The 18,122-nt window shown below is 64.2% G+C and carries 18 protein-coding genes, 1 tRNA gene and 1 pseudogene; 7 read left to right on the plus strand and 13 right to left on the minus strand.

Going from position 1 to position 18,122, the window contains the following annotated elements; translation table 11 throughout:
- Window positions 1-5 precede the first annotated feature (5 nt).
- From MHX52_RS03320 to MHX52_RS03330, 3 genes are read right to left on the minus strand one after another with little or no spacing between them, the layout of a single operon-like run.
- Window positions 6-1,157, minus strand: a complete 1,152-nt coding sequence (locus tag MHX52_RS03320; RefSeq protein WP_239316548.1) for a type II secretion system F family protein — start codon at window positions 1,155-1,157, stop codon at window positions 6-8.
- Window positions 1,158-1,172: 15 nt separating this feature from the next.
- A complete protein-coding gene (locus MHX52_RS03325; protein ID WP_239316550.1) occupies window positions 1,173-2,348 on the minus strand; it encodes a TadA family conjugal transfer-associated ATPase in 1,176 nt (391 codons plus the stop codon).
- Window positions 2,349-2,376: 28 nt separating this feature from the next.
- Window positions 2,377-3,582, minus strand: a complete 1,206-nt coding sequence (locus MHX52_RS03330) for a hypothetical protein (protein WP_239316552.1) — start codon at window positions 3,580-3,582, stop codon at window positions 2,377-2,379.
- A 154-nt stretch (window positions 3,583-3,736) separates the two neighbouring features.
- On the opposite strand from MHX52_RS03330, the gene MHX52_RS03335 reads away from it, so the two are divergent.
- On the plus strand, window positions 3,737-4,573 hold the full coding sequence (locus tag MHX52_RS03335; protein WP_239316554.1) for an HAD family phosphatase: 837 nt from the start codon (window positions 3,737-3,739) through the stop codon (window positions 4,571-4,573).
- A 9-nt stretch (window positions 4,574-4,582) separates the two neighbouring features.
- Here MHX52_RS03335 and MHX52_RS03340 read toward each other — a convergent pair whose 3' ends face one another.
- Entirely contained in the window at window positions 4,583-5,368 is a 786-nt protein-coding gene (locus MHX52_RS03340; RefSeq protein ID WP_035002894.1) for a hypothetical protein, read from the minus strand.
- A 118-nt stretch (window positions 5,369-5,486) separates the two neighbouring features.
- Here MHX52_RS03340 and MHX52_RS03345 point away from each other — a divergent pair, with 118 nt between their 5' ends.
- On the plus strand, window positions 5,487-5,972 hold the full coding sequence (locus tag MHX52_RS03345) for a phage holin family protein (RefSeq protein ID WP_049050349.1): 486 nt from the start codon (window positions 5,487-5,489) through the stop codon (window positions 5,970-5,972).
- An 18-nt stretch (window positions 5,973-5,990) separates the two neighbouring features.
- The gene (locus tag MHX52_RS03350; RefSeq protein ID WP_035002893.1) at window positions 5,991-6,911 is read left to right on the plus strand and encodes an alpha/beta fold hydrolase; all 921 of its coding nucleotides are present in this window, start codon (window positions 5,991-5,993) and stop codon (window positions 6,909-6,911) included.
- A gap of 18 nt (window positions 6,912-6,929) precedes the next feature.
- Here the strand turns inward: MHX52_RS03350 and MHX52_RS03355 are convergent, their stop codons facing one another.
- The 4 genes from MHX52_RS03355 to nth are packed head-to-tail and all read right to left on the minus strand — an operon-like array spanning window position 6,930 to window position 10,524.
- Window positions 6,930-8,147, minus strand: coding sequence for a MarP family serine protease (locus MHX52_RS03355; protein WP_034984530.1), 1,218 nt, complete (start codon window positions 8,145-8,147; stop codon window positions 6,930-6,932).
- On the minus strand, window positions 8,144-9,034 hold the full coding sequence (locus MHX52_RS03360) for a CoA pyrophosphatase (protein ID WP_070487779.1): 891 nt from the start codon (window positions 9,032-9,034) through the stop codon (window positions 8,144-8,146). Before MHX52_RS03360 ends, MHX52_RS03355 begins: the two co-directional genes overlap by 4 nt.
- Window positions 9,031-9,717 carry a TlpA disulfide reductase family protein gene (locus MHX52_RS03365; RefSeq protein WP_239316556.1) on the minus strand — a complete coding sequence of 229 codons (687 nt, stop codon included), beginning with the start codon at window positions 9,715-9,717 and terminating at the stop codon, window positions 9,031-9,033. Before MHX52_RS03365 ends, MHX52_RS03360 begins: the two co-directional genes overlap by 4 nt.
- 9 nt (window positions 9,718-9,726) lie before the next feature.
- Complete coding sequence (gene nth, locus MHX52_RS03370; protein ID WP_239316557.1) at window positions 9,727-10,524, minus strand: endonuclease III; 798 nt, start codon at window positions 10,522-10,524, stop codon at window positions 9,727-9,729.
- Between the two features lie 213 nt (window positions 10,525-10,737).
- On the opposite strand from nth, the gene glxR reads away from it, so the two are divergent.
- The gene (gene glxR / locus MHX52_RS03375; RefSeq protein ID WP_239316558.1) at window positions 10,738-11,421 is read left to right on the plus strand and encodes a CRP-like cAMP-activated global transcriptional regulator GlxR; all 684 of its coding nucleotides are present in this window, start codon (window positions 10,738-10,740) and stop codon (window positions 11,419-11,421) included.
- A 117-nt stretch (window positions 11,422-11,538) separates the two neighbouring features.
- On the opposite strand, the gene MHX52_RS03380 is transcribed toward glxR, so the two are convergent.
- Genes MHX52_RS03380 through MHX52_RS03395 form a run of 4 tightly spaced genes read right to left on the minus strand, consistent with a single transcriptional unit; the run spans window position 11,539 to window position 13,444 of the window.
- Window positions 11,539-12,369, minus strand: coding sequence for an MBL fold metallo-hydrolase (locus MHX52_RS03380; RefSeq protein ID WP_239316560.1), 831 nt, complete (start codon window positions 12,367-12,369; stop codon window positions 11,539-11,541).
- Window positions 12,370-12,397: 28 nt separating this feature from the next.
- Window positions 12,398-12,865 carry a RidA family protein gene (locus tag MHX52_RS03385; protein ID WP_034984519.1) on the minus strand — a complete coding sequence of 156 codons (468 nt, stop codon included), beginning with the start codon at window positions 12,863-12,865 and terminating at the stop codon, window positions 12,398-12,400.
- A gap of 28 nt (window positions 12,866-12,893) precedes the next feature.
- Complete coding sequence (locus MHX52_RS03390) at window positions 12,894-13,052, minus strand: DUF4177 domain-containing protein (RefSeq protein ID WP_011274258.1); 159 nt, start codon at window positions 13,050-13,052, stop codon at window positions 12,894-12,896.
- A gap of 17 nt (window positions 13,053-13,069) precedes the next feature.
- Entirely contained in the window at window positions 13,070-13,444 is a 375-nt protein-coding gene (locus tag MHX52_RS03395; protein ID WP_034984517.1) for a WhiB family transcriptional regulator, read from the minus strand.
- 449 nt (window positions 13,445-13,893) lie between these two features.
- Here MHX52_RS03395 and MHX52_RS03400 point away from each other — a divergent pair, with 449 nt between their 5' ends.
- From MHX52_RS03400 to MHX52_RS03410, 3 genes are all read left to right on the plus strand, one after another.
- A complete protein-coding gene (locus tag MHX52_RS03400; RefSeq protein ID WP_239316562.1) occupies window positions 13,894-16,149 on the plus strand; it encodes a transglycosylase domain-containing protein in 2,256 nt (751 codons plus the stop codon).
- Between the two features lie 129 nt (window positions 16,150-16,278).
- Entirely contained in the window at window positions 16,279-17,226 is a 948-nt protein-coding gene (locus MHX52_RS03405; protein WP_255721304.1) for a metallophosphoesterase, read from the plus strand.
- 163 nt (window positions 17,227-17,389) lie between these two features.
- Window positions 17,390-17,466 (plus strand) — tRNA-Pro (locus tag MHX52_RS03410).
- A gap of 129 nt (window positions 17,467-17,595) precedes the next feature.
- Here the strand turns inward: MHX52_RS03410 and MHX52_RS03415 are convergent.
- Window positions 17,596-18,122: pseudogene (locus tag MHX52_RS03415) on the minus strand (IS256-like element IS3503 family transposase); the annotation flags it as partial.

Below are 18,122 nucleotides of genomic sequence, written 5' to 3' on the forward strand. Positions count from 1 at the left end.
AGCTCCTAGAGCGAGGCCATCCCGATGGCCAGCGGTATCAAGCCGACGAAGACGAAGGCCGGGAGGAAGCAAAGGGTCAGTGGTGCCGCCAAGGCGATCAAGACCTTCTCAGCTCCGGCGGTTGCCTTGTCGGCGGCAACGCGGCGAAGGTGTTCGGCCTGTTGATGCATTCCATCGGCGAGCGATGTTCCGGCGCGGGTTTGCTGCGCCGCTTGGCGGGCGATAGGGCCAAAGAGGGCATGCTCGGCTAGCGTAAGCCAGGCGTCTTTTCCCCCACCGAGGTTCAGCAGCGCCATGGCGCGGCCGAGTTCCCCTTCCCCATCGTGTTCACCATCGTGGATTAACTGCCCCACCCCCACGTCCCAGGCTGGCAACAATGCCTTTCCGGCACGCAGCGCAGCCGCGGAAACGTCGAGGGCGCGGGCCGCGTCCAGCGGACCCAAGGGTGTGGAGCCGGCGGGTCCGGCCCGCACACCCACTCCGCCCAGCGGTGATGTGGTCAGCGATTCGCTCAGATGCTCCGTCCACAGGGTGCCTGCGCACACCAGCCCCACCCCGGCCAAGAAAAGCAGCACTCCCAGCACATTCGTCAGCAGGAAAGTCAGCGTGCCCAGCCCGCTGCTCTGCCCCAACGCCACCGCGCCGATCGGCAGTGCCAGCAGCACCGTGACCGTCAGCCGCGCGCCCGCCGTCGCGGAGGTGGACTTCGAGATGTGCGCCAGCTGCGCATCAATGTCCGTCACGTGCGCCCGGGCCAGCGCCGCCAACCCCACGCCGTGGCGGTGGGAAATGCCCCAGATGTGGAATAGGTGGGCAAGGAAGCTAGGGGTGCCACTGCCCGGCGCGGCGCCAGCAGACCCTGCACCCGGCGCGGCGCCAGCAGACCCTGCACCCGGCGCGGCACCCAGGCGCACCTTCACGCAGGCAACGTCCAGCTCGTGGCGCAGCGCCTCGGATTTCAACCCCTCGGCCGCGTGCTCGACGGCCTCCAATGGTCGGGCACCTGCGGCCACTTCGCGGGCGATGGCATCCACAACATCGCGCACCTCGGCCAGAGTTTTCATCTGTCGGCGGGTTTTCATCATCCGCCCGACCACAATCTTGAGGGTGAAGGCCACCATCAACGCGGCGGCCACCACCGCGAGTACCGGAATCATCGTTCGCCTCTCCCATCAGCCCAGCTCATCGCAGAACTCCTCGAACCCCTCTCGCGTGCCGTCGCGCCAGTGCCACAGCACCTCGATGCGTGCCCGCTCGTCGCCGACCAGCCGCCCGATGTGCGTCAGCCGCCGCCCCTGCTGCGTGCGGGAGACGTGCAGAACCACGTCTATTCCGTCGATCACCTGACGGGTCAGGGCAATCCGATCCAGCCCGGCCATCGCGCCCAGCGCCTCCAGCCGCCCGGGCACGCTTGCCGGGTCGTTCGCGTGGATAGTGCCCGCACTGCCCGCATGCCCGGTGTTCAGGGCAACCAACAGGTCCGCCACTTCGGGGCCGCGTATCTCGCCCACCACGATGCGGTCGGGGCGCATGCGCAGGCTCTGCTTCACCAGCGCCGTCATGGAGATCGCACCCGCCCCCTCCGCATTGCCCTCGCGAGTGGCCAGCGCCACGACGTGCGGATGGTCTATCAGCAGCTCCGGGGTGTCCTCCACCACCAGCAGGCGCTGGTCGTAGGCCACCTCCGCCAACAGCGCGGCCAGCAGGGTCGTCTTCCCCGCGCCCGTCCCGCCGCTAATAAGGATGTTCCGCCGCGCCCGCACGATCCGCCGCAGCACGCCCGCCATCTCCTCGCTTGCCAGGCCGCCTTGCACCAGCGCACCCAGGGAGTTCTTCTGCCCCTTGATCGCGCGCAGGCTAATGCAACTTCCGCCCGCCGCCGGCGGAGCCAGCAACGTATGCACTCGAATTGCCTGCGCCGGCACGTCCGGAGGCAGCTCGCGCAGCACCCCATCGGCGAAGGGCCGGGCTTCGTCCAGCCGCTCCCCGCACATCGTCGCCATCCGCACCGCTAGGTCGCGTGCAGCTTCCACGCCGATCTGCACCCCGTCTATAGGCTGCATACCCTCGCCGCGATCGGCCCATACGCTGCCATCGCCGTTGAGCACCACGTCCGTCACCTGCGCATCCTGCAGCGGCCCCGCCAGCGGCCCCAGCCCACTGAACTCTCGCTGCAGAGTCCGCACGTTCTCCACGCTCGCCTTCCCGATCAGGTGCAGGCTGCGCGAAAGGTCGCGCTCGTCCGGCCTGCTAATCCCCTGTTCGGCCAGGTCGTCGCGCACGATCGCCAGCAGCCCGCGCTCCGGTTCCGGCTGGCTGTTCTTGTTCTTTTTCCTTAGTGACGCCACCTGCATCTCCCCCCGTCCCTGTTATCCCCTAGCTCGCGATTGACAGCGCACAGTTGCCGACGATGTGCTGGATTTTCTCCCATACCTCGCGCACCGGCCCGCGAGCGCGGTCGTGCTTCAGCGAACTTTCGATCCAATACTCGGCCTCGCCCCGGTCCAGGGCGGGAGTGCACTGGTCATCATGGCGAATCACCGCTACGGGAACCTCGTCCATCATCATCGCGGCGACGGCCACGGAGGTGGAGGCACCGGGGACTTCCCGCAGCACGATCAGCGGCTTGGTTCGGTCGTTTTCCAGCATTCGGTTTCGCAGCGTGCTGGCGGCGGTCACTCCCTGGATGGTCAGGGGTGCTACCAGAATGTGCACGTCGGGTTCCCCTTCGCCCCACTGCTCCTGCCATCCTGCGCTCGCGCTATCCGCCACAGGCAGGCTTCGCCCGCAGTCCACCACCAGGTCATCCGCATGCATCAGCCCGGCCAGCTGCCCCACGTCCAGTCCCCTGCCGCCGCTGTGCGCGCCGAATGTCGGGTAGCGGTCGGCGTAGATCACGGGGACGGCTCCGCCTTCGGCGCTGATCTTCTTTCCACCCGCACTGTCGAAGCCCAGCATGAGCAAATGGCTGCGCAACTGGTCGAAGTCGCAATCGGCGGGAATCTGGTTGCGGGCCAGCCCCGGCAGCCTCTCCTTGCCCAGCACCAGATCCAGGCCGCAGGAGTGCGGGTCGGCGTCCACCAACACGGCAGGCCTCCCCTCGCAAGACATGTAGTAGGCCAGCTGCGCCGCAAACAGGCTGGACCCCGCACCGCCTACCGCCGAGCTCACAGCGATGCGTACTGCGTCGTTCGATCCGATCATCTCCGCCAGCACCATCGCCCCGCCTGCGTCTAGGGAGGGTTCCAGCTGATCCACGCGGATCGCCCGCACCAGCCGGTGGCGGGTCAGCTCGCTCTCCCTATCACTCAGCACGATCGCCGAGTTCTGGCAGGTAAACCCGTCTTTCCGATCTAGCTCGCGGAGGAGGTTCGCCTCAAACTCCTCCGTACCATCGTGAATGATCATCGGCCGGCGGGTCACCGCCACGACCATGCGGGCCTCGTTGTTCCACAGCGGATCGGCGATGTCCACGATCACCGGCCGAAGCTGTTCAGTTCGCTCCCGCCCCTTCTTCCGTGCTGCCGCTTTTGCCTTCTTGGCTACTGCTTTGCTCTGCTTCGCTGACTTCCCTGCGCCCATGAACCAAAGGCTCCCAGCTGCGCGCTGGTAAAAGTACCCCTGATTTTTTGGCTGTGGAAAAGTCGGGTTGGCGTCATAAAAAAGGGCCTAGACCCTGTGAATAACCCGAAACGCAACAAGATTAGAGTGACATAAGTGGTGCAATTTGACTAGAATGACGCATGTGACTCAGCACCAGGACCCACCGCGCACACCGGGCGCAGAGCGAGTTTTGGCCATCTTCGACCTCGATAAGACCATCATCGACACGTCAGCATCCCTGGCCTACCGCCGCCCGATGGCCGAACGCGGCCTGCTCAACACCGGTGAGGTGCTGAAGATGATGGCGATGCTGGGCAACTACATGCTCTCCACCCACTCTGAGGAGGGCCTGGAATCCACAAAAGAGGCCCTGACTAGGATCATCAAGGACCGCGAAACCGAACCCCTGCGCCAGGTCGCCCAAGACGCCCTGCAGGAAGTCATCACCCCGTTCATCTACGCCGAGGCGCGCGAACTGATCGAATGGCACCGCAAACAGGGTCACCGTATCGCCATCGTGACCGCCTCGGCCTCCGTCATGGTGCAGCCCATCGCCAAGGAACTCGGCGTGGACCACCTGTTCGCCACCGAACTGGAGGAAAAGGATGGGCGCTTCACCGGTGCCGTCACGCACTTCAACAAGGGGCACGCCAAGGTCGAGCGCATCCTAGAGCTCGCCCGCAAACACGGCTATGACCTGGGGAAAAGCTACGCTTATTCTGACGCCGCCACAGACATCCCCATGCTGAAGCTGGTGGGCAACCCGGTTGCCGTGAACCCGGATCGTCCCCTGAAGAAGCAGGCGACGGAGGCCGAGTGGCCGATCCGCCAGTTCATCCGCCCGGAACCGCTGTTCCCGCAGGCAGCGGTGATCGCCGGCGCGGGCGCCACCCTGGCTCTGCTCGGCATTGCCGCGACCGGCCTGGCGATGTGGTGGCGGGGGCGCGAGGAAGGTTCAGACGAGGCCTAGCGGCTACTTCTACTTCGCGTCCGCGATCGACTTGCCCTCCAGCGAGCCCTCGGACAGGCCCGTGGCGTGGAAAACAATCCACTCGGCCACGCCTTCCGGGGTGCCGCTGGCGAATCCCTCAGCCTTTGCCTGGTACTCGTCGCGCCGACGGTTCCACCAGACCTCCGGCACACCCAGGCCGCGCGGATCCAGGCCGGTGGCGATAGTGGCCAGGCGGGAGCAGGCGCGGGCGGTCACGCCGGTGGCGTCCGCAAAAGGCTGCAACGTCAGCAGCTCGCCGTGGATCACCGCAGACAGCACCGTCGCGTTCACCTTGGTGCCACCGGTGATGAACTTGCCCAGCAGCTGCAGGCGCGCATCCGTGGAGCGGCGCGGCCGACCCGGCACCAGGAACTCCGCATCCCCCGCGGCCTTCTGGCGAAATGCAGGGTCGGACATCTGCGGGCTGGCAACCGCGTTGATGCGCGCCATGATCTGCAGTGGGGCGCGCCGCCAGGTAGTCACCGTCTCCGTCACACCGTCCGGCGCCAGCAGCTCCGCGGCGCGCAGGGCACCGGCTAGGATCGGATCCTCCACCTGGCCGTCCTCCGGCAAACGCGGGGAGCCACCGTCCAGCTGCGCCGAGGCACGCGCGCCGCGCAGCACCGACTCCGCGCCCGTAACATCCCAACCACGCAGGTTGGCGGGGTGGCGGTGCAGGCGCGCCAGGTGGTCGTTGGCTTGGGCCACGGCCTCCGGCACTCCGGGCAGTTCGGCCAGTCCGGCGAGTGGGTCTTGCGCAGAATTGTCAGACATATTTAAGACAATAATGCACCCGCGCGCGCAATCTTCCCCGTGGTCTGGCAAACTAGGGGGAGTCAATTAGGTGTAACCCCCAGGAGTTTTAACAGTGAGCAACAACGATCACGATGGCATGTTCACCGACCGCGATAGCTTTAACCCGAAGGTTAACGCTATTCCGCTGTCGGATGTGGATACCCATGCCAAGGGTCAGGCCAGCATCAGTGACCTGGTGAAGGATGCCTCTGCGCAGGTTTCCTCCCTGGTTCGTTCCGAGGTCGAGCTGGCAAAGACCGAGATCGCTACGTCCGCCAAGAAGGCCGGCATTGGCGTGGGCCTGTTCGGCGCTGCCGCCATCATCCTGGCCTACAGCTCCTTCTTCCTCTTCTTCACCATCGCCGAGGCGCTGGATACCTTCATGTGGCGTTGGGCGGCCTTCCTGGTCGTCTTCCTGTTCATGCTGGTTCTGGTTGCCATCCTGGCTCTGGTCGGCCTGAAGCAGGTCAAGGGCGTGAAGAAGCCGGAGAAGACCATCGAGTCCGTCGGCGAGCTGAAGACCGTGATCCCGCAGAAGGGCAACAACTCTTCCTCCGCGCGCCGCCCGGGAATGTACACCTAAATCCCCCGCGCGCCTGAGATGACTTCCGAAGATTCTCACGCTGTAGATCCGCACACCCCGCATGCCACTTTCGTGCATTCGCGGGGTGTGCGTCTTCACGTCGACGTCCAAGGCCCCCGCAACGCGCCATTAGTGCTGCTGATCCATGGTTTCGGCGGCGGCGCTTTCGACTGGCGCCCGCTGATGCAGCAGCTCGCAGGCGAGGACCTGCGCCTGGCCGCAGTGGATCTGCGCGGCTATGGCCGCTCGGATAAGACCCCACGCGGCTACGACCTCACCACCGCCGCCAGCGACATGGCCGGGGTGATCCGCGGCCTGGGCCACACCACCGCCACTGTCGTCGGCCACGGCTACGGCGGCATGGTCGCCTGGACTTTGGTGGCTCACAACCCGGAGCGCGTCCGCAGCTTCGTCACCCTTTCCGCCATCAATCCGCTGCTGCGTTTCCGCAGGATCCTGGCCCAGCCGTTCTCGCAGCCGCACTTCGCTCGCCGTCTGCTGTCCGCCCAACTGCCGCGCCTTCCGGAACGCAAGCTGTTGGCCGATAACGCGGCGGCGGCTGAAAAGATCTTTAGGGCGGGTGTGGCCCCGGGTTTTAGGGATACGGACGCCTACTTCCGCAGCGCCGCACTCCGCCGCGAAGCAATGCAGGTGGATAAGGTGGCCCACCTTTCCTGCGAGTACCTGCGCTGGCCTTTCCGTAGCCGCTTCCGCCCCGAGGCGATGCGCTTCGAGCGAACCTTCCCCGCGACCACACCTGTGCCGCTGCTGGCGGTGGATGGCAGCATGGATCCGATCTACGACGAATCCCTGGCGCAGAAGTCCGCCCGGAGGGCCGATACCGCCGAGCACAAGGTGCTTTACGGCGTGGGCCACTACCCGCACGTGGAGGATCCGCCGTGCGTCGCGGAACTACTCCGCGAGCACCTGCGCGCTTGAGTCGCCAGTCTCTAGTCGCTAGTCCGCCACACAAGCGCCCGTCGCTGGACTGCCCTGGTGCGAGGTCACGTCCCCGACGTGCTTCATGACTTCTTCCCTGGTCAGGGCGTAGCCGGTATCCTCCTCGTTGATGTCGGCACCGAACACGACTCCCAGCACGTGGCCGTCCTTGTCGATCAGCGGGCCGCCGGAGTTGCCCTGCACCACGGAGCCGCGTAGCGAGTACGCCTCGCGCTCCACCCGCTCATCCGCGTAGATGTTTGGTCCGCTGACCACGAACTTCTCGCGGATGCGCGCAGGGGTGGCCTTAAACGGCCCGCCGTTGGGGTAGCCCATAACGATCGCATCCTGGCCCTGCTGCCCCTCGCCTTCTGCCCACTTCATCGGCACAAAGGGCAGGTTCTCGCTGCGGAGCAGGGCGATGTCCACCTGCGGGTTGTAGTACACCACCCGTGCCTCGCGCGGGCCGTCCTTCGTCATCAGCGTGACCTCGTTAGTTCCGGCCACCACGTGCGCGTTGGTCATCACCGTATCCTCGGCAACCACCCAGCCGGTGCCCTGCAGCATGCGGCTGCACTGTTCCGCCTGGCCAACCACGCGCAGCACGCTGTCGCGGGTGTTCTGCACCGCCGGGGAACGCATCAGGGCGTTGTCCGGCGGATCGACCTCCGCGGTGGGCAGGTTCTCCATCGGGTCGGCGATCATCGGGAAACCCGAGTCGTTGATCAGCTGCGAGGTCTGCGCGGGCAGCTGCTTAAACCACACCGGGGCGGCGTTGCCCACCGCACCGAGGATCTTGCTTCCCTTGATCGTCTTCCCGAAGCCGCCGACGTTCCCGGTGGCGATCAGCACGAGGATCAACCACACGATCAGCAGCGTTGTAAAAACCTGCACGATGGAACCGACGACGGAATCCGCCCTTAGAGCCTCCCGCGTGCGGATATTATCCCGCAGTTTCGCGCCAAAGCCGGAGCCGATGGCGTAGCAGATCACCACGACGACCGTCACGGTGAGCAGTGCTGCGAAGAAGCGTGCGCTGGCGCTATCAGGCACTTTGTCCTCGGCAAAGTGCACGGCGAGCGGGATCAGCTTCAGACCCAAGTAGCCGCCCAGAGCCACCCCGACGAAGCTCAGCGTGGCGCTAAACCCGCCCTGCCGGAATCCGGAGATCGCCGCGCCAAGGCAGATGAACACCAGCACAATGTCGAGGATCATCGACCCCGTAGCTCCGCTCATGGTGCGCCTCCGTTCCTGCCCATCTTGTTGGCCCTGTCGAACCCTTCCCGCATATCGCCGAGCGCCTCGCCATTGGCGGAGCCGGCCAGCGTTTCGAAAAGGTTCCACGGCCCCTCGGCACCGCTATCGCCGCCGCTGGACCACGGTTCCTCCCAGCCCGCGCGGCGCAGCAGGGCGCTGATCACCCCGCCGGTGAAGCCCCACAGAACCAGCGGGTTTTCCTCACCGATGTGCAGGTTCCAGGCCGGTCCGCGCCAGCCGGCGAAGCCCACCTCAAAGCGCCGTTCCGGGTTTACCAGCTCGCCCAGGGGGTAGGGCTCGACCCAGTCGTTTTCGGTTGTAGGGCAGCTTACCGCATGGGGTTGACGCCACCACGCCACCACGGGCACCACTGCGAAATTTGAGCGATCAATGTAGATCGGCTGCAGCACTGCAAACGGCTCCACCGTGTCCGGGTTCAGCCCCGTTTCCTCCTCGGCCTCCCGCAGGGCGGTCTCCACCGGCCCAGCGTCGGCTTCCTCCAAACGCCCGCCGGGGAAGGCCACCTGTCCGCTGTGGTTGCGCATGGTCGGCGCGCGGTGGGTTAGAAGCATGGTTGCGTCGGTGGGGATGGACTGCCTGCCTGTGGTTCCGGCGGGGCGGGAGAAGGTAGCGTCACCAGAAAGAAGAATCAGCACCGCCGAGTAGCGGGGCGGGCGGCCGTGCTCGTCGACCTCCGGCACGATCCGGGCGGAGTCGTTGAGGTACTGGTGGATGTCCACCTCACGGCAGTCGCGGGCGAAGTCGTGCAGCCATTCGGGCAGGTTGGAAGGCAGTTCTGGCTGCTTTTGCATGCGTGCAAGCCACCGGTCTAGGTGGGTGTTCGGCTGGGAACTCGAGCTGGTCATAGAACCTCCTGCACCGCCTTTTCCATTTCCTCGGCGCTGTGGAAGGTCTGCGCGTACAAATGTGCGCGGGTGCCGTCCGGGTTGTAGACCACAGTCAGCGGCACCACCTTTGGCAGGTTCGCCGCGGTGTCGAAGGTGTGGTTGGAGTCTTGGAAGCTAGGAAGCTTATCCACATCCAGGTCGCGCAACATGTCCGCTCCGGCCTGACCCTTGGCATCCAGGTGCACTCCTACGACATTCCACTCAGGATGCTGTTCGGCGAGCTCTTGCAGCACCGGCAGTTCCTCGCGGCATGGGGCGCACCACCAGGCCCAGACGTTCACGACCGCAGGCTTGCCTGCCAGGCGTTCAGCCAGGGAAGTCTGGGGCTCGCCTGCACTGCCTGCACCACCCTCTGTCAGGCACGGAAGGTGCACGTCCTTCAGTTCTGCCTCGGGGCTCACGGTGGCTCCGGCTGCGCCTTCTGGGCAGCGGACCTCGTTCGCTACCTCGACAGGACCGTCGTCCGCTGGGGCCGAGGGGGTGCCATCCTCTACAGAAGAAGTAGGCGCACCTACGTCATCCGCAGAATCTTCGCGCAGCGCGGCAATCAGCGGCACGCAAAGAATCGCAATGCCAACAACCAGCGTGACCGCGATGATGATCGCGCGCGTGCGGGCGGAGTGTTCGACAGGTGCAGACATAACAGGAAATCAGTCTACCTGGCCGCCTGCCCCAAACCCTGCCATATCTAGCAGGTGGTCGCGGTCGTCCGACTTAATCATTGTTGACGCCACCTCAGGATCAGCCGGCCCCGCCATCCCGAAGCTAGGGCACTGCCGCGCCAAAAAGCAGGCTCCGCAAGCCGCCCGGCGCGAGTGGCAGATCCGGCGGCCGTGGAAGATCGCCCGGTGGGAATAGAGGGTCCATTCCTTGCGCTCGATTAGCTCCATGAGGTCGCGTTCGACCTGCACTGGGTCGTCGTGCTCCGTGAGCTTCCAGCGGCGAGCCAGGCGGCCCAGGTGCGTATCCACGGTGATGCCCGGCACCCCGAAAGCGTTTCCCAACACCACGTTTGCGGTCTTGCGCCCCACACCGGGGAGCTTCACCAATTGCTCGAGCGTGCCGGGGACCTCGCCACCGTGTTTCTCCACGATGGCCTGGCCAAGGCCCACGATGCTCTTCGCCTTCGAACGGTAGAAGCCGGTGGACTTGATGAGCTGCTCGACATCCTCGAGGTTCGCCTCCGCGTAGTCGGCGGCGGTGGGATAGCGGCGGAACAGTGCCGGGGTGACGGCATTGACGCGCTTGTCGGTGCACTGGGCGGACAGGACGGTGGCCACCAGCAGCTCGAGGGGATTGTTAAAATCCAGCTCGCAGTGCGCGTCCGGGTAGGCCTCGGCGAGCATGCGATTGATTTTGCGGGCTCGGCGCTTACGCCCCAGCGGGGTTTCCTTACCCTTCGCTGCGATGTGAGCGCCGATGCGCGGCAGGGTTGGTTGGCGAGTCATAGAACCTTCCACTTCGACGAAAAAGAAGCTCTGCGAGCAAAAGCGGCAGCTAATAATATTTTCAAATGTACCTTCACCCCGAATTGCGCTGTGACATAGTTGGGTATGATTTAACAAAAGAGACGAACCATACATATTTGGCGTAATGCACGCTACACAGGTGAGGTGGTCACCCGCGCCACCGTGATGCCAGAAACGGAAGTGAAACTAAGGATGGCAGAAGTATCCGAAATACTATCGAGGGCAGGCATCTTCCAGGGTGTTGAACCCACCGCAGTCCGCACCCTCATCGAGCAACTGGATACCGTCAATTTTCCTCGTGGCACCACCATCTTCGACGAGGGCGAACCGGGTGACCGGCTGTACATCATCATCAGCGGCAAGGTGAAGCTCGCCCGCCACTCGGTGGATGGGCGCGAGAACCTGCTGACCGTCATGGGCCCCTCCGACATGTTCGGCGAGCTGTCCATCTTCGACCCGGGTCCGCGCACCTCGTCCGCCATCTGCGTGACGGAGCTGCACGCGGCGACGATGGACTCCACCATGCTGCACAACTGGATCAGCGAGCACCCGGAGATCGCCGAGCAGCTGCTGCGCGTGCTGGCTCGCCGCCTGCGCCGCACCAATAATTCCCTGGCGGACCTGATCTTCACGGACGTCCCCGGCCGCGTGGCCAAGGCCCTGCTGCAGCTGGCGAACCGTTTCGGCACCCAGGAAGGCACCGCTTTGCGCGTGCACCACGACCTGACCCAGGAGGAGATCGCCCAGCTGGTTGGCGCATCCCGCGAGACCGTGAACAAAGCGTTGGCAGAGTTTGCCCACCGCGGCTGGATCCGCCTGGAGGGCAAGTCCGTGCTTATCTCCGATACCGAGCGCCTGGCAAAGCGCGCCCGCTAGGGCTGCGCGCCACTTTTAGGCGGCGCCAGAGCGGCGCGCTCCGGGTGGAGCTTTAGACAACACACAAGAAAGCCCGCACCTACTGGTGCGGGCTTTCTCAGTCGGCAGTAGCCTCCGCTAGTCCTCGTCGCCGCGCAGGAAGCGCAGCGTCACGCGGGTGGACTGCGCCGCGGCGTTACGCAGCACCGGATCCACATCCGTGTAGATCTCATCGACGATCTCGTTCACCGAAGCGTCATCGCCCAGCTTCTTCAGGGCTTCCTTAACCTGCTCCAGGCGCTGCTCGCGGCGATCGATGTACTTCTGTGCAACCTCCGCCAGGTTCGGCTGGTCCGGGCCGTGGCCGGGCAGCAGCGGCTTGTCCTGCCCGCGCTCGCGCAGCTTGGCGAGGGTCTCCAGGTAAGCCCCTAGATCACCATCGGTCTCGGAGATCATGGTGGTGTGGCGGCCGGCGAGAGTATCGCCGGTGATGATGCCTTCCACGTCGGAATCGTCGGTGCCGCCGTTGGAGTGGATAAAGAAGGACACACAGTCGGAGGTGTGGCCCGGGCAGTGGACGACCTCGATGGTGGGGGTGAGCCCCTCGAAGGAGATGATCTCCCCGTCCTCCAGCTCGTCGGCTGCGATGCAGTACTGCTTATCGAAGGCGCGCACCGGCGCGCCAGAGATCTGGCGGAAACGCTGAGCACCGTTGGCGTGGTCAGCGTGGCGGTGGGTCAGCAGCACAACGCCGATCTCCGCACCACCCTCGGTAGCCTTGGTGTTCAGCACATTCAGGTGGCCCTCGTCCTGCGGACCCGGATCCACCACAACGGATACTTTGTCGTTTTCTCCCCTAATCACCCAGGAGTTCGTGCCCTCAAGGGCAGCGTAGCTGGGGTTCGGCGCGAGAACGACGCCGACGTTCGGGGTTACTGGACGTAGTTGACTATAAGCGGGGTGCTTCATGCCTCCCAGTGTAGATCGAACCGCGAAATTATGCGCTGATCTGCGCGACGATCTCTACCTCTACGGGGGCATTCAGCGGCAGCGCGGCCACACCGACTGCGGCGCGGGCATGCACCCCGGCTTCGCCGAAGATTTCTCCCAATAGTTCGGAGGCGCCGTTGATCACGCCTGGCTGCCCGCCGAAGTCTGCGGTGGAGGCAACGAATCCATTGACCTTCACGATCCGCTCGATGTTATCGATCCCCACCAGGTCGTCGATCGCGGCAATGGCGTTCAGCGCGGCGGTACGGGCGGCGTCATAAGCCTGCTCCTCGGTCACCTCAGCGCCGACCAGCCCCGTGACGGGCAGCTTGCCGTCCACGAAGGGCAGCTGACCGGAGGTGTAGACGATGTTGCCACTGCGCACGGCCGGCACGTAGGCGGCGACGGGTGCTGCTACCGGCGGCAGCTGCAGGCCGAGTTCTTCTAGTTTTTGGCGAAAGTTCTGCTGTGCCATATTTATTACTTCTGTTGCCTCTTTTGCCCTACTGCTCCAGCGGGCGCTTCATGTAGGCAACGTGCTGCTCACCAGTCGGGCCGGGCAGTACGGAGACGAGTTCCCAGCCATCCTGTCCCCAGTTATCCAGGATCTGCTTAGTAGCGTGAGTGAGCAGCGGTACGGTTACGTATTCCCAGTTAGTCATGGGAACTACTGTAATGGTTACTTCTTTGCCGCGCTGGCAGCCTCGAGCTGGCCTGCGAAGAAGTCTGCCCAGCTGGTGATCTCGGGGTGCTTGCGCAGCAGCGCGCGGCGCTGGCGCTCGGTCATGCCGCCCCACACGCCGAACTCCACCTTGTTATCCAGGGCGTCGGCGCGGCACTGCAGCACGACGGGGCAGTGGCGGCAGATGGCCACAGCCTTGCGCTGGGCGGCACCCTTTACAAAGAGCTCGTCCGGATCCACGTTGCGGCAGTGCGCCTGAGTGATCCACTCGCCACGATTGCTAAAGGACTCGCGGGTCGTGATCTGTTCAGCAGGCTGGCAGGTCGGCTTGGAGCCGCCGGTCACCTTCGTGCGGGCAAGCGATGCAGTCATTGTCTTCCTCCGAAACGTGCCTTACAGCAGGGGCGGCCCTCGCGCCTTGTGCGTCGGTTGTCGTTTGGTACCGCCAACTGCCGTAGAGGCTTGCTGTAGTAGTAATTTTATTCACACGTTTTTAGAAGTGTCGAATAGGTCACATTTTGGGGGTAACTGATAGCCACGCGACATTTATTAAGTATGGATTCAACTGACCAGCGAAAACTGTAGATCTGCTACCCGCCCCACGACCTTTTCTTTTTGACGCCCTCACGATCCCGCTGGTCAGCCCATCAGCAAATCGTGTTGCGCGTCACAGCCGGAACTTCTCCCAAACCAACGCCAGAGCAAATCTTTTCCACTAAAGGTGCACAGGTCTGCAAAGGGGGTGATCACCCCCGCTGGCTGGCGTGTGGGCGTCACAAAGAAAGGGCAAAAAGGCTAAAGGGTTGTCCGGGGCGTGGGTTATGGTGATAGCCGTGGACGCACCGAAGGCATTTCTGAAACTTTTCCTCGCCATCCTGGCCGGTGGCGTGCTGCTAGCCGCCGCCATCCTGCCTTTCGCGGGCGCGGGCGGCTGGGTGGTAAACGCCAGCACGGACGCGATGAACTCCAATGTGCAGGACATTTCCGAGAACAACTCGGTGCCGCTGCGCTCGCGGATCACCGACCGGGACGGCAAGACAATCGCCTGGGTGTACAACCAGAACCGCACTGAAGTGCCCTCGGACAAGATCTCCCAGGCAATGAAGGACAGCATCGTCGCCATCGAGGACCGGCGCTTCTACCAGCACAAAGGCGTAGATATCCGCGGCACCCTGCGCGCGGCGGCGGCGAACGTCTCCAGCGGTGGGGTCTCGGAGGGCGCGTCGACGATCAACCAGCAGTACGTGAAGAACTACCTGTGGCTGATCGAAGCGGAGAACGAGGACGAGGCCGCCCAAGCCATCGAGACTTCGCTGCCCCGCAAGCTGCGCGAGATGAAGATGGCCGGCGACCTGGACGAAAAGCTGACTAAGGACGAGATCCTGACGCGCTACCTGAACCTGGTCTCCTTCGGCAACAGCGCCTTCGGCGTGCAAGCCGCGGCGCAAACCTACTTCGGCGTGAACGCGGCGGATCTGAACGACAATCAGGCGGCTTTCCTGGCCGGAATCGTGCAATCCACCAGCGCGCTGAACCCGTACACCAACCCGGAGGGTGCGAAGCAGCGGCGCGATGCCGTGCTGCAGGCGCGCGTGAACGCGGATAGCCTTTCGCAGGCCAAGGCGGATGAGCTGGCGAGCAAGCCGCTGGGCGTGCTGGAGGAGCCGAAGGTTCCCGCCAACGGCTGCATCGGCGCCGGTGGCTCCGGGTTCTTCTGCGATTACGTGATGGAGTACCTAGACAAGAAGGGAATCTCCAAGGACGAGGTGGCCAAGGGCGGCTACACCATCCGCACCACGCTGGATGCGCAGGCGCAGAAGCATGCGGAGACGGCCGCCCGCAGCAAGGTCTCCCCGGACCAGGAGGGCGTATCCGCCGCGACGAACTACATCACGCCCAAGGGTGGCAAGCATCAGGTGTTGGCCATGGCCTCCTCGCGCAAGTACGGCCTGAGCCAGGACGAGCGGGAATCCGTGCTGCCGCTGCCCCACTCGCTGCAGGGGCACGGCGCCGGCTCCGTGTTCAAGATCTTTGCAGCTGCGGCGGCGCTGGAGGACGGCATGGGCCTCAACACCAACCTCGCCGTGCCCACCCGCGCCGAGGTGGAAGGCATGGGTGCAGGCGGCGCACCCGGCTGCCCGCCGAACAAGTACTGCGTGGAAAACGCGGGCTCCTACAAGCCCAACATGACGTTGAAGGAAGCGCTGGCGACCAGCCCGAATACTCCCTTCATCGAGATGGCGGAGAAGCTGGGCATGGAACGTATCACGGACATTGCCATCAAGCTGGGTCTGCGTTCCTACAAGAACGAGGGCAGCTTCGACGGCGAGAACTCCGTGGAGGAATACATCAAGGACAACAACCTTGGTTCCTTCGTGCTGGGCCCCACGGCCGTCGACCCGCTAGAGCTTTCCAACGTGGCCGCCAGCCTGGCCGACCACGGGCGCTGGTGCGAACCCACGCCCGTGCTGTCCGTGCAGGACCGCAACGGCGAGGACGTGGAGATGGAGAAGGTGGACTGCGAGCAGGCCATCGACAAGAAGATCGCCGACGCACTGGCCAACGGCCTGGGCAGCGACGTGCAGCAGGGCACGGCCTCCGCTTCTGCCCGCGCGGCGGGTTGGAGCGGGCCGCTGTCCGCCAAGACGGGTACGACGGAAACCAGCTTCTCCGCCGCGTTCCTGGGCTTCACCTCCGGCTGGGCCGGATCCTCCTACATCTTTAACGACGGTGGCACCGCCAAGAACCTGTGCACCGCGCCCGTGCGCCAATGCGGCAACGGCAACCTCTACGGCGGTAATGAGCCCGCACAGATTTTCTTCGAGGCTTCGAAGCCGATGATCAAGAAGTACGGTGGCGGCAAGCTGCCTTCCTACGACAAGAAGTACGACGCTGGCACGAACCCCGGTAAGTGGGGCGCACCCGCGTCCACCGGCGGATCGGGAGGTGGTGCCCCGAGTGGCGGCAACTCCGCGCCCGCCCCGCAGGCCCCACAGGGCCAAGGAGAGCTGGACCTCCCGCCGGAGATCCGCCGCGGCCTCGCGGACCTCGATGACTTCCTGAGCCAGCTCCGCTAGCCCATTAGCTCCGCCGCGCGTGACGCACGGCGGGTATGTCCCGCCCACGGGCGAAACGATACCCTGGGGAACGTGAAGAACAATCGTCGGAACTCCTCAGCGAACTCGCCAGCCCAGCCCCGCAAACGTCTGCTCACTCCCGCCAACGTGCTGAAAAGCGCGCTCGGAATTGGGGTGGCCGGCGCGGCGGTCGCTGCGGCGTCATACAAAGAAACCCTAAAGTTCCAGCTACACGAGGTAACCGTGCCGCTGCTTGAGCCCGGCACGCTACCCGACGATTGGGATAGCTTTCGGCTGCTGCACGTCAGCGACCTGCACATGCTGGACAAGCAGAAGCAAAAGCAGGAATGGGTCGCCGCGCTGGACCGCCTGGACCCGGACCTGGTGGTCAACACGGGCGACAACCTCGGCGAGGAAGACGGCGTGCCGGGAGTGCTCCGCGCGCTCGAGCCGCTGCTGGAACGCCCCGGCGTGTTCGTGTTCGGCAGCAACGACTACTTCGCGCCGCGCCCTGTGAACCCCTTCATCTACCTGCTGGGCAAGAAGCGCAAGCCCTCCCAGGTGCAGCTGCCATGGAAGGGGATGCGCGCGGCCTTCATCGAGCGCGGCTGGCACGATGCCTCGAACGCCACCGTCGAGTTCGCCATCGACCCCGCGGCGACTGGTTCGCTGACCAGCCCATCGAAGATCAAGCTGGCTATCGCGGGCGTGGACGACCCTCACCACGATCTGGACGATTACTCGCGGATCGCGGGGCGCCCTAATAGTGACGCCGACCTGGCCATCGGGCTGAGCCACTCCCCCGAACCGCGCGTTCTGGACCGCTTCGCCGCCGACGGATACCAGCTGGTGCTGAGCGGTCACACGCACGGCGGGCAGCTATGCCTGCCGGGTGGGCGCGCCATTGTGACGAACTGCGACATCGACAGGAGCCGGGCGCGCGGGCTTTCCCGCTGGACCGAGCGCATGTGGCTGCACGTGACCAACGGGCTGGGCAGCTCTAAGTACGTGCCTTTCCGCATTTTCTGCCGCCCGTCGGCGACGTTGATCCACATCGTGGAGAAGCCGGCGGAGTAGCTGGGTAGTCCTGGCTGGTTCCCGCGAGGGTGGCGGGATTGCTGGGGCACAAAAAGGCTCGATACGCTGCCATTTTGAAAAATGCCCCCTGTGCGGGCTATAGTAATTCGAGTTGCAGCCGTTGGCTTTGCACAGTTCGCAAAACTAACGTGCCGCTCCAGACCGGGATATGGCGCAGCTTGGTAGCGCACCTCGTTCGGGACGAGGGGGTCGCAGGTTCAAATCCTGTTATCCCGACCAGATTTAACCCCAGTCAGTGGCCCACACGGGTCACAGGCTGGGGCTTTTTCATATCCTTGCGCTCCCTATCGCCCACCGTGTAAGAAGGGTTAAGTAAAGAAAAGTGTGTCTTTTCCGGGCGTGTTGCGGTTATTTGATCCAGCCTTTTTGGATGCCGAGGTTGTGTTGGTAGCTGGTGTCGATGGCGGTGTCGTATTCTGCTGGTGCACCGATGTCATTGGTAGTGGCTGTGGTGTTGTGGGTGATCAGGTCTGTTGCTGTGGAAAGTGCGTCTTGACCCCATCGTTGGTCCCTGGCGATCTTGACCGGATCGTCAGGGACTTCTGTATGTAGATACAGCCACCAATCCATCACTGTGCGTTGATGCGGTAGTGATAGTCCGCGGTGTCTGCGGGCTAGTTCTTTTATGGGGGCGTTGATGCCACCTTCGAGGCTGTTTGTTGTTGCTGCAAGGTTGTCGGGGTCGATGGTTGTTGGTGGGGGTTGCAGGTAGGTAAACAGCAGGTCTCTGCGGTGCAGAGATAGCAATGATTGATAGGCCGCTCGGACGCGTTGGTGGGTGTAGACCTTGGTGTAGGCGCCGGTAGCAGGGTCTTTGATGGTGGTTTTCTCGTTCATCCATTCCCGGTAGGTGTGGTCGAATTCGTGCAGGTGGG

This window comes from Corynebacterium sp. ACRQJ (assembly GCF_022346045.1).
GTDB lineage: Bacteria > Actinomycetota > Actinomycetes > Mycobacteriales > Mycobacteriaceae > Corynebacterium > Corynebacterium evansiae.

What these genes read in the sequence shown, in the direction of transcription:
- MHX52_RS03320 (WP_239316548.1), bottom strand. Translation starts at nt 1,157, where the DNA reads ATGATTCCGGTACTCGCGGTGGTGGCCGCCGCGTTGATGGTGGCCTTC.
- MHX52_RS03330 (WP_239316552.1), bottom strand. Translation starts at nt 3,582, where the DNA reads ATGGGCGCAGGGAAGTCAGCGAAGCAGAGCAAAGCAGTAGCCAAGAAG.
- MHX52_RS03335 (WP_239316554.1), top strand. Translation starts at nt 3,737, where the DNA reads ATGACGCATGTGACTCAGCACCAGGACCCACCGCGCACACCGGGCGCA.
- MHX52_RS03340 (WP_035002894.1), bottom strand. Translation starts at nt 5,368, where the DNA reads ATGTCTGACAATTCTGCGCAAGACCCACTCGCCGGACTGGCCGAACTG.
- MHX52_RS03345 (WP_049050349.1), top strand. Translation starts at nt 5,487, where the DNA reads ATGTTCACCGACCGCGATAGCTTTAACCCGAAGGTTAACGCTATTCCG.
- MHX52_RS03350 (WP_035002893.1), top strand. Translation starts at nt 5,991, where the DNA reads ATGACTTCCGAAGATTCTCACGCTGTAGATCCGCACACCCCGCATGCC.
- MHX52_RS03355 (WP_034984530.1), bottom strand. Translation starts at nt 8,147, where the DNA reads ATGAGCGGAGCTACGGGGTCGATGATCCTCGACATTGTGCTGGTGTTC.
- MHX52_RS03360 (WP_070487779.1), bottom strand. Translation starts at nt 9,034, where the DNA reads ATGACCAGCTCGAGTTCCCAGCCGAACACCCACCTAGACCGGTGGCTT.
- MHX52_RS03365 (WP_239316556.1), bottom strand. Translation starts at nt 9,717, where the DNA reads ATGTCTGCACCTGTCGAACACTCCGCCCGCACGCGCGCGATCATCATC.
- nth (WP_239316557.1), bottom strand. Translation starts at nt 10,524, where the DNA reads ATGACTCGCCAACCAACCCTGCCGCGCATCGGCGCTCACATCGCAGCG.
- glxR (WP_239316558.1), top strand. Translation starts at nt 10,738, where the DNA reads ATGGCAGAAGTATCCGAAATACTATCGAGGGCAGGCATCTTCCAGGGT.
- MHX52_RS03380 (WP_239316560.1), bottom strand. Translation starts at nt 12,369, where the DNA reads ATGAAGCACCCCGCTTATAGTCAACTACGTCCAGTAACCCCGAACGTC.
- MHX52_RS03385 (WP_034984519.1), bottom strand. Translation starts at nt 12,865, where the DNA reads ATGGCACAGCAGAACTTTCGCCAAAAACTAGAAGAACTCGGCCTGCAG.
- MHX52_RS03390 (WP_011274258.1), bottom strand. Translation starts at nt 13,052, where the DNA reads ATGACTAACTGGGAATACGTAACCGTACCGCTGCTCACTCACGCTACT.
- MHX52_RS03395 (WP_034984517.1), bottom strand. Translation starts at nt 13,444, where the DNA reads ATGACTGCATCGCTTGCCCGCACGAAGGTGACCGGCGGCTCCAAGCCG.
- MHX52_RS03400 (WP_239316562.1), top strand. Translation starts at nt 13,894, where the DNA reads ATGGTGATAGCCGTGGACGCACCGAAGGCATTTCTGAAACTTTTCCTC.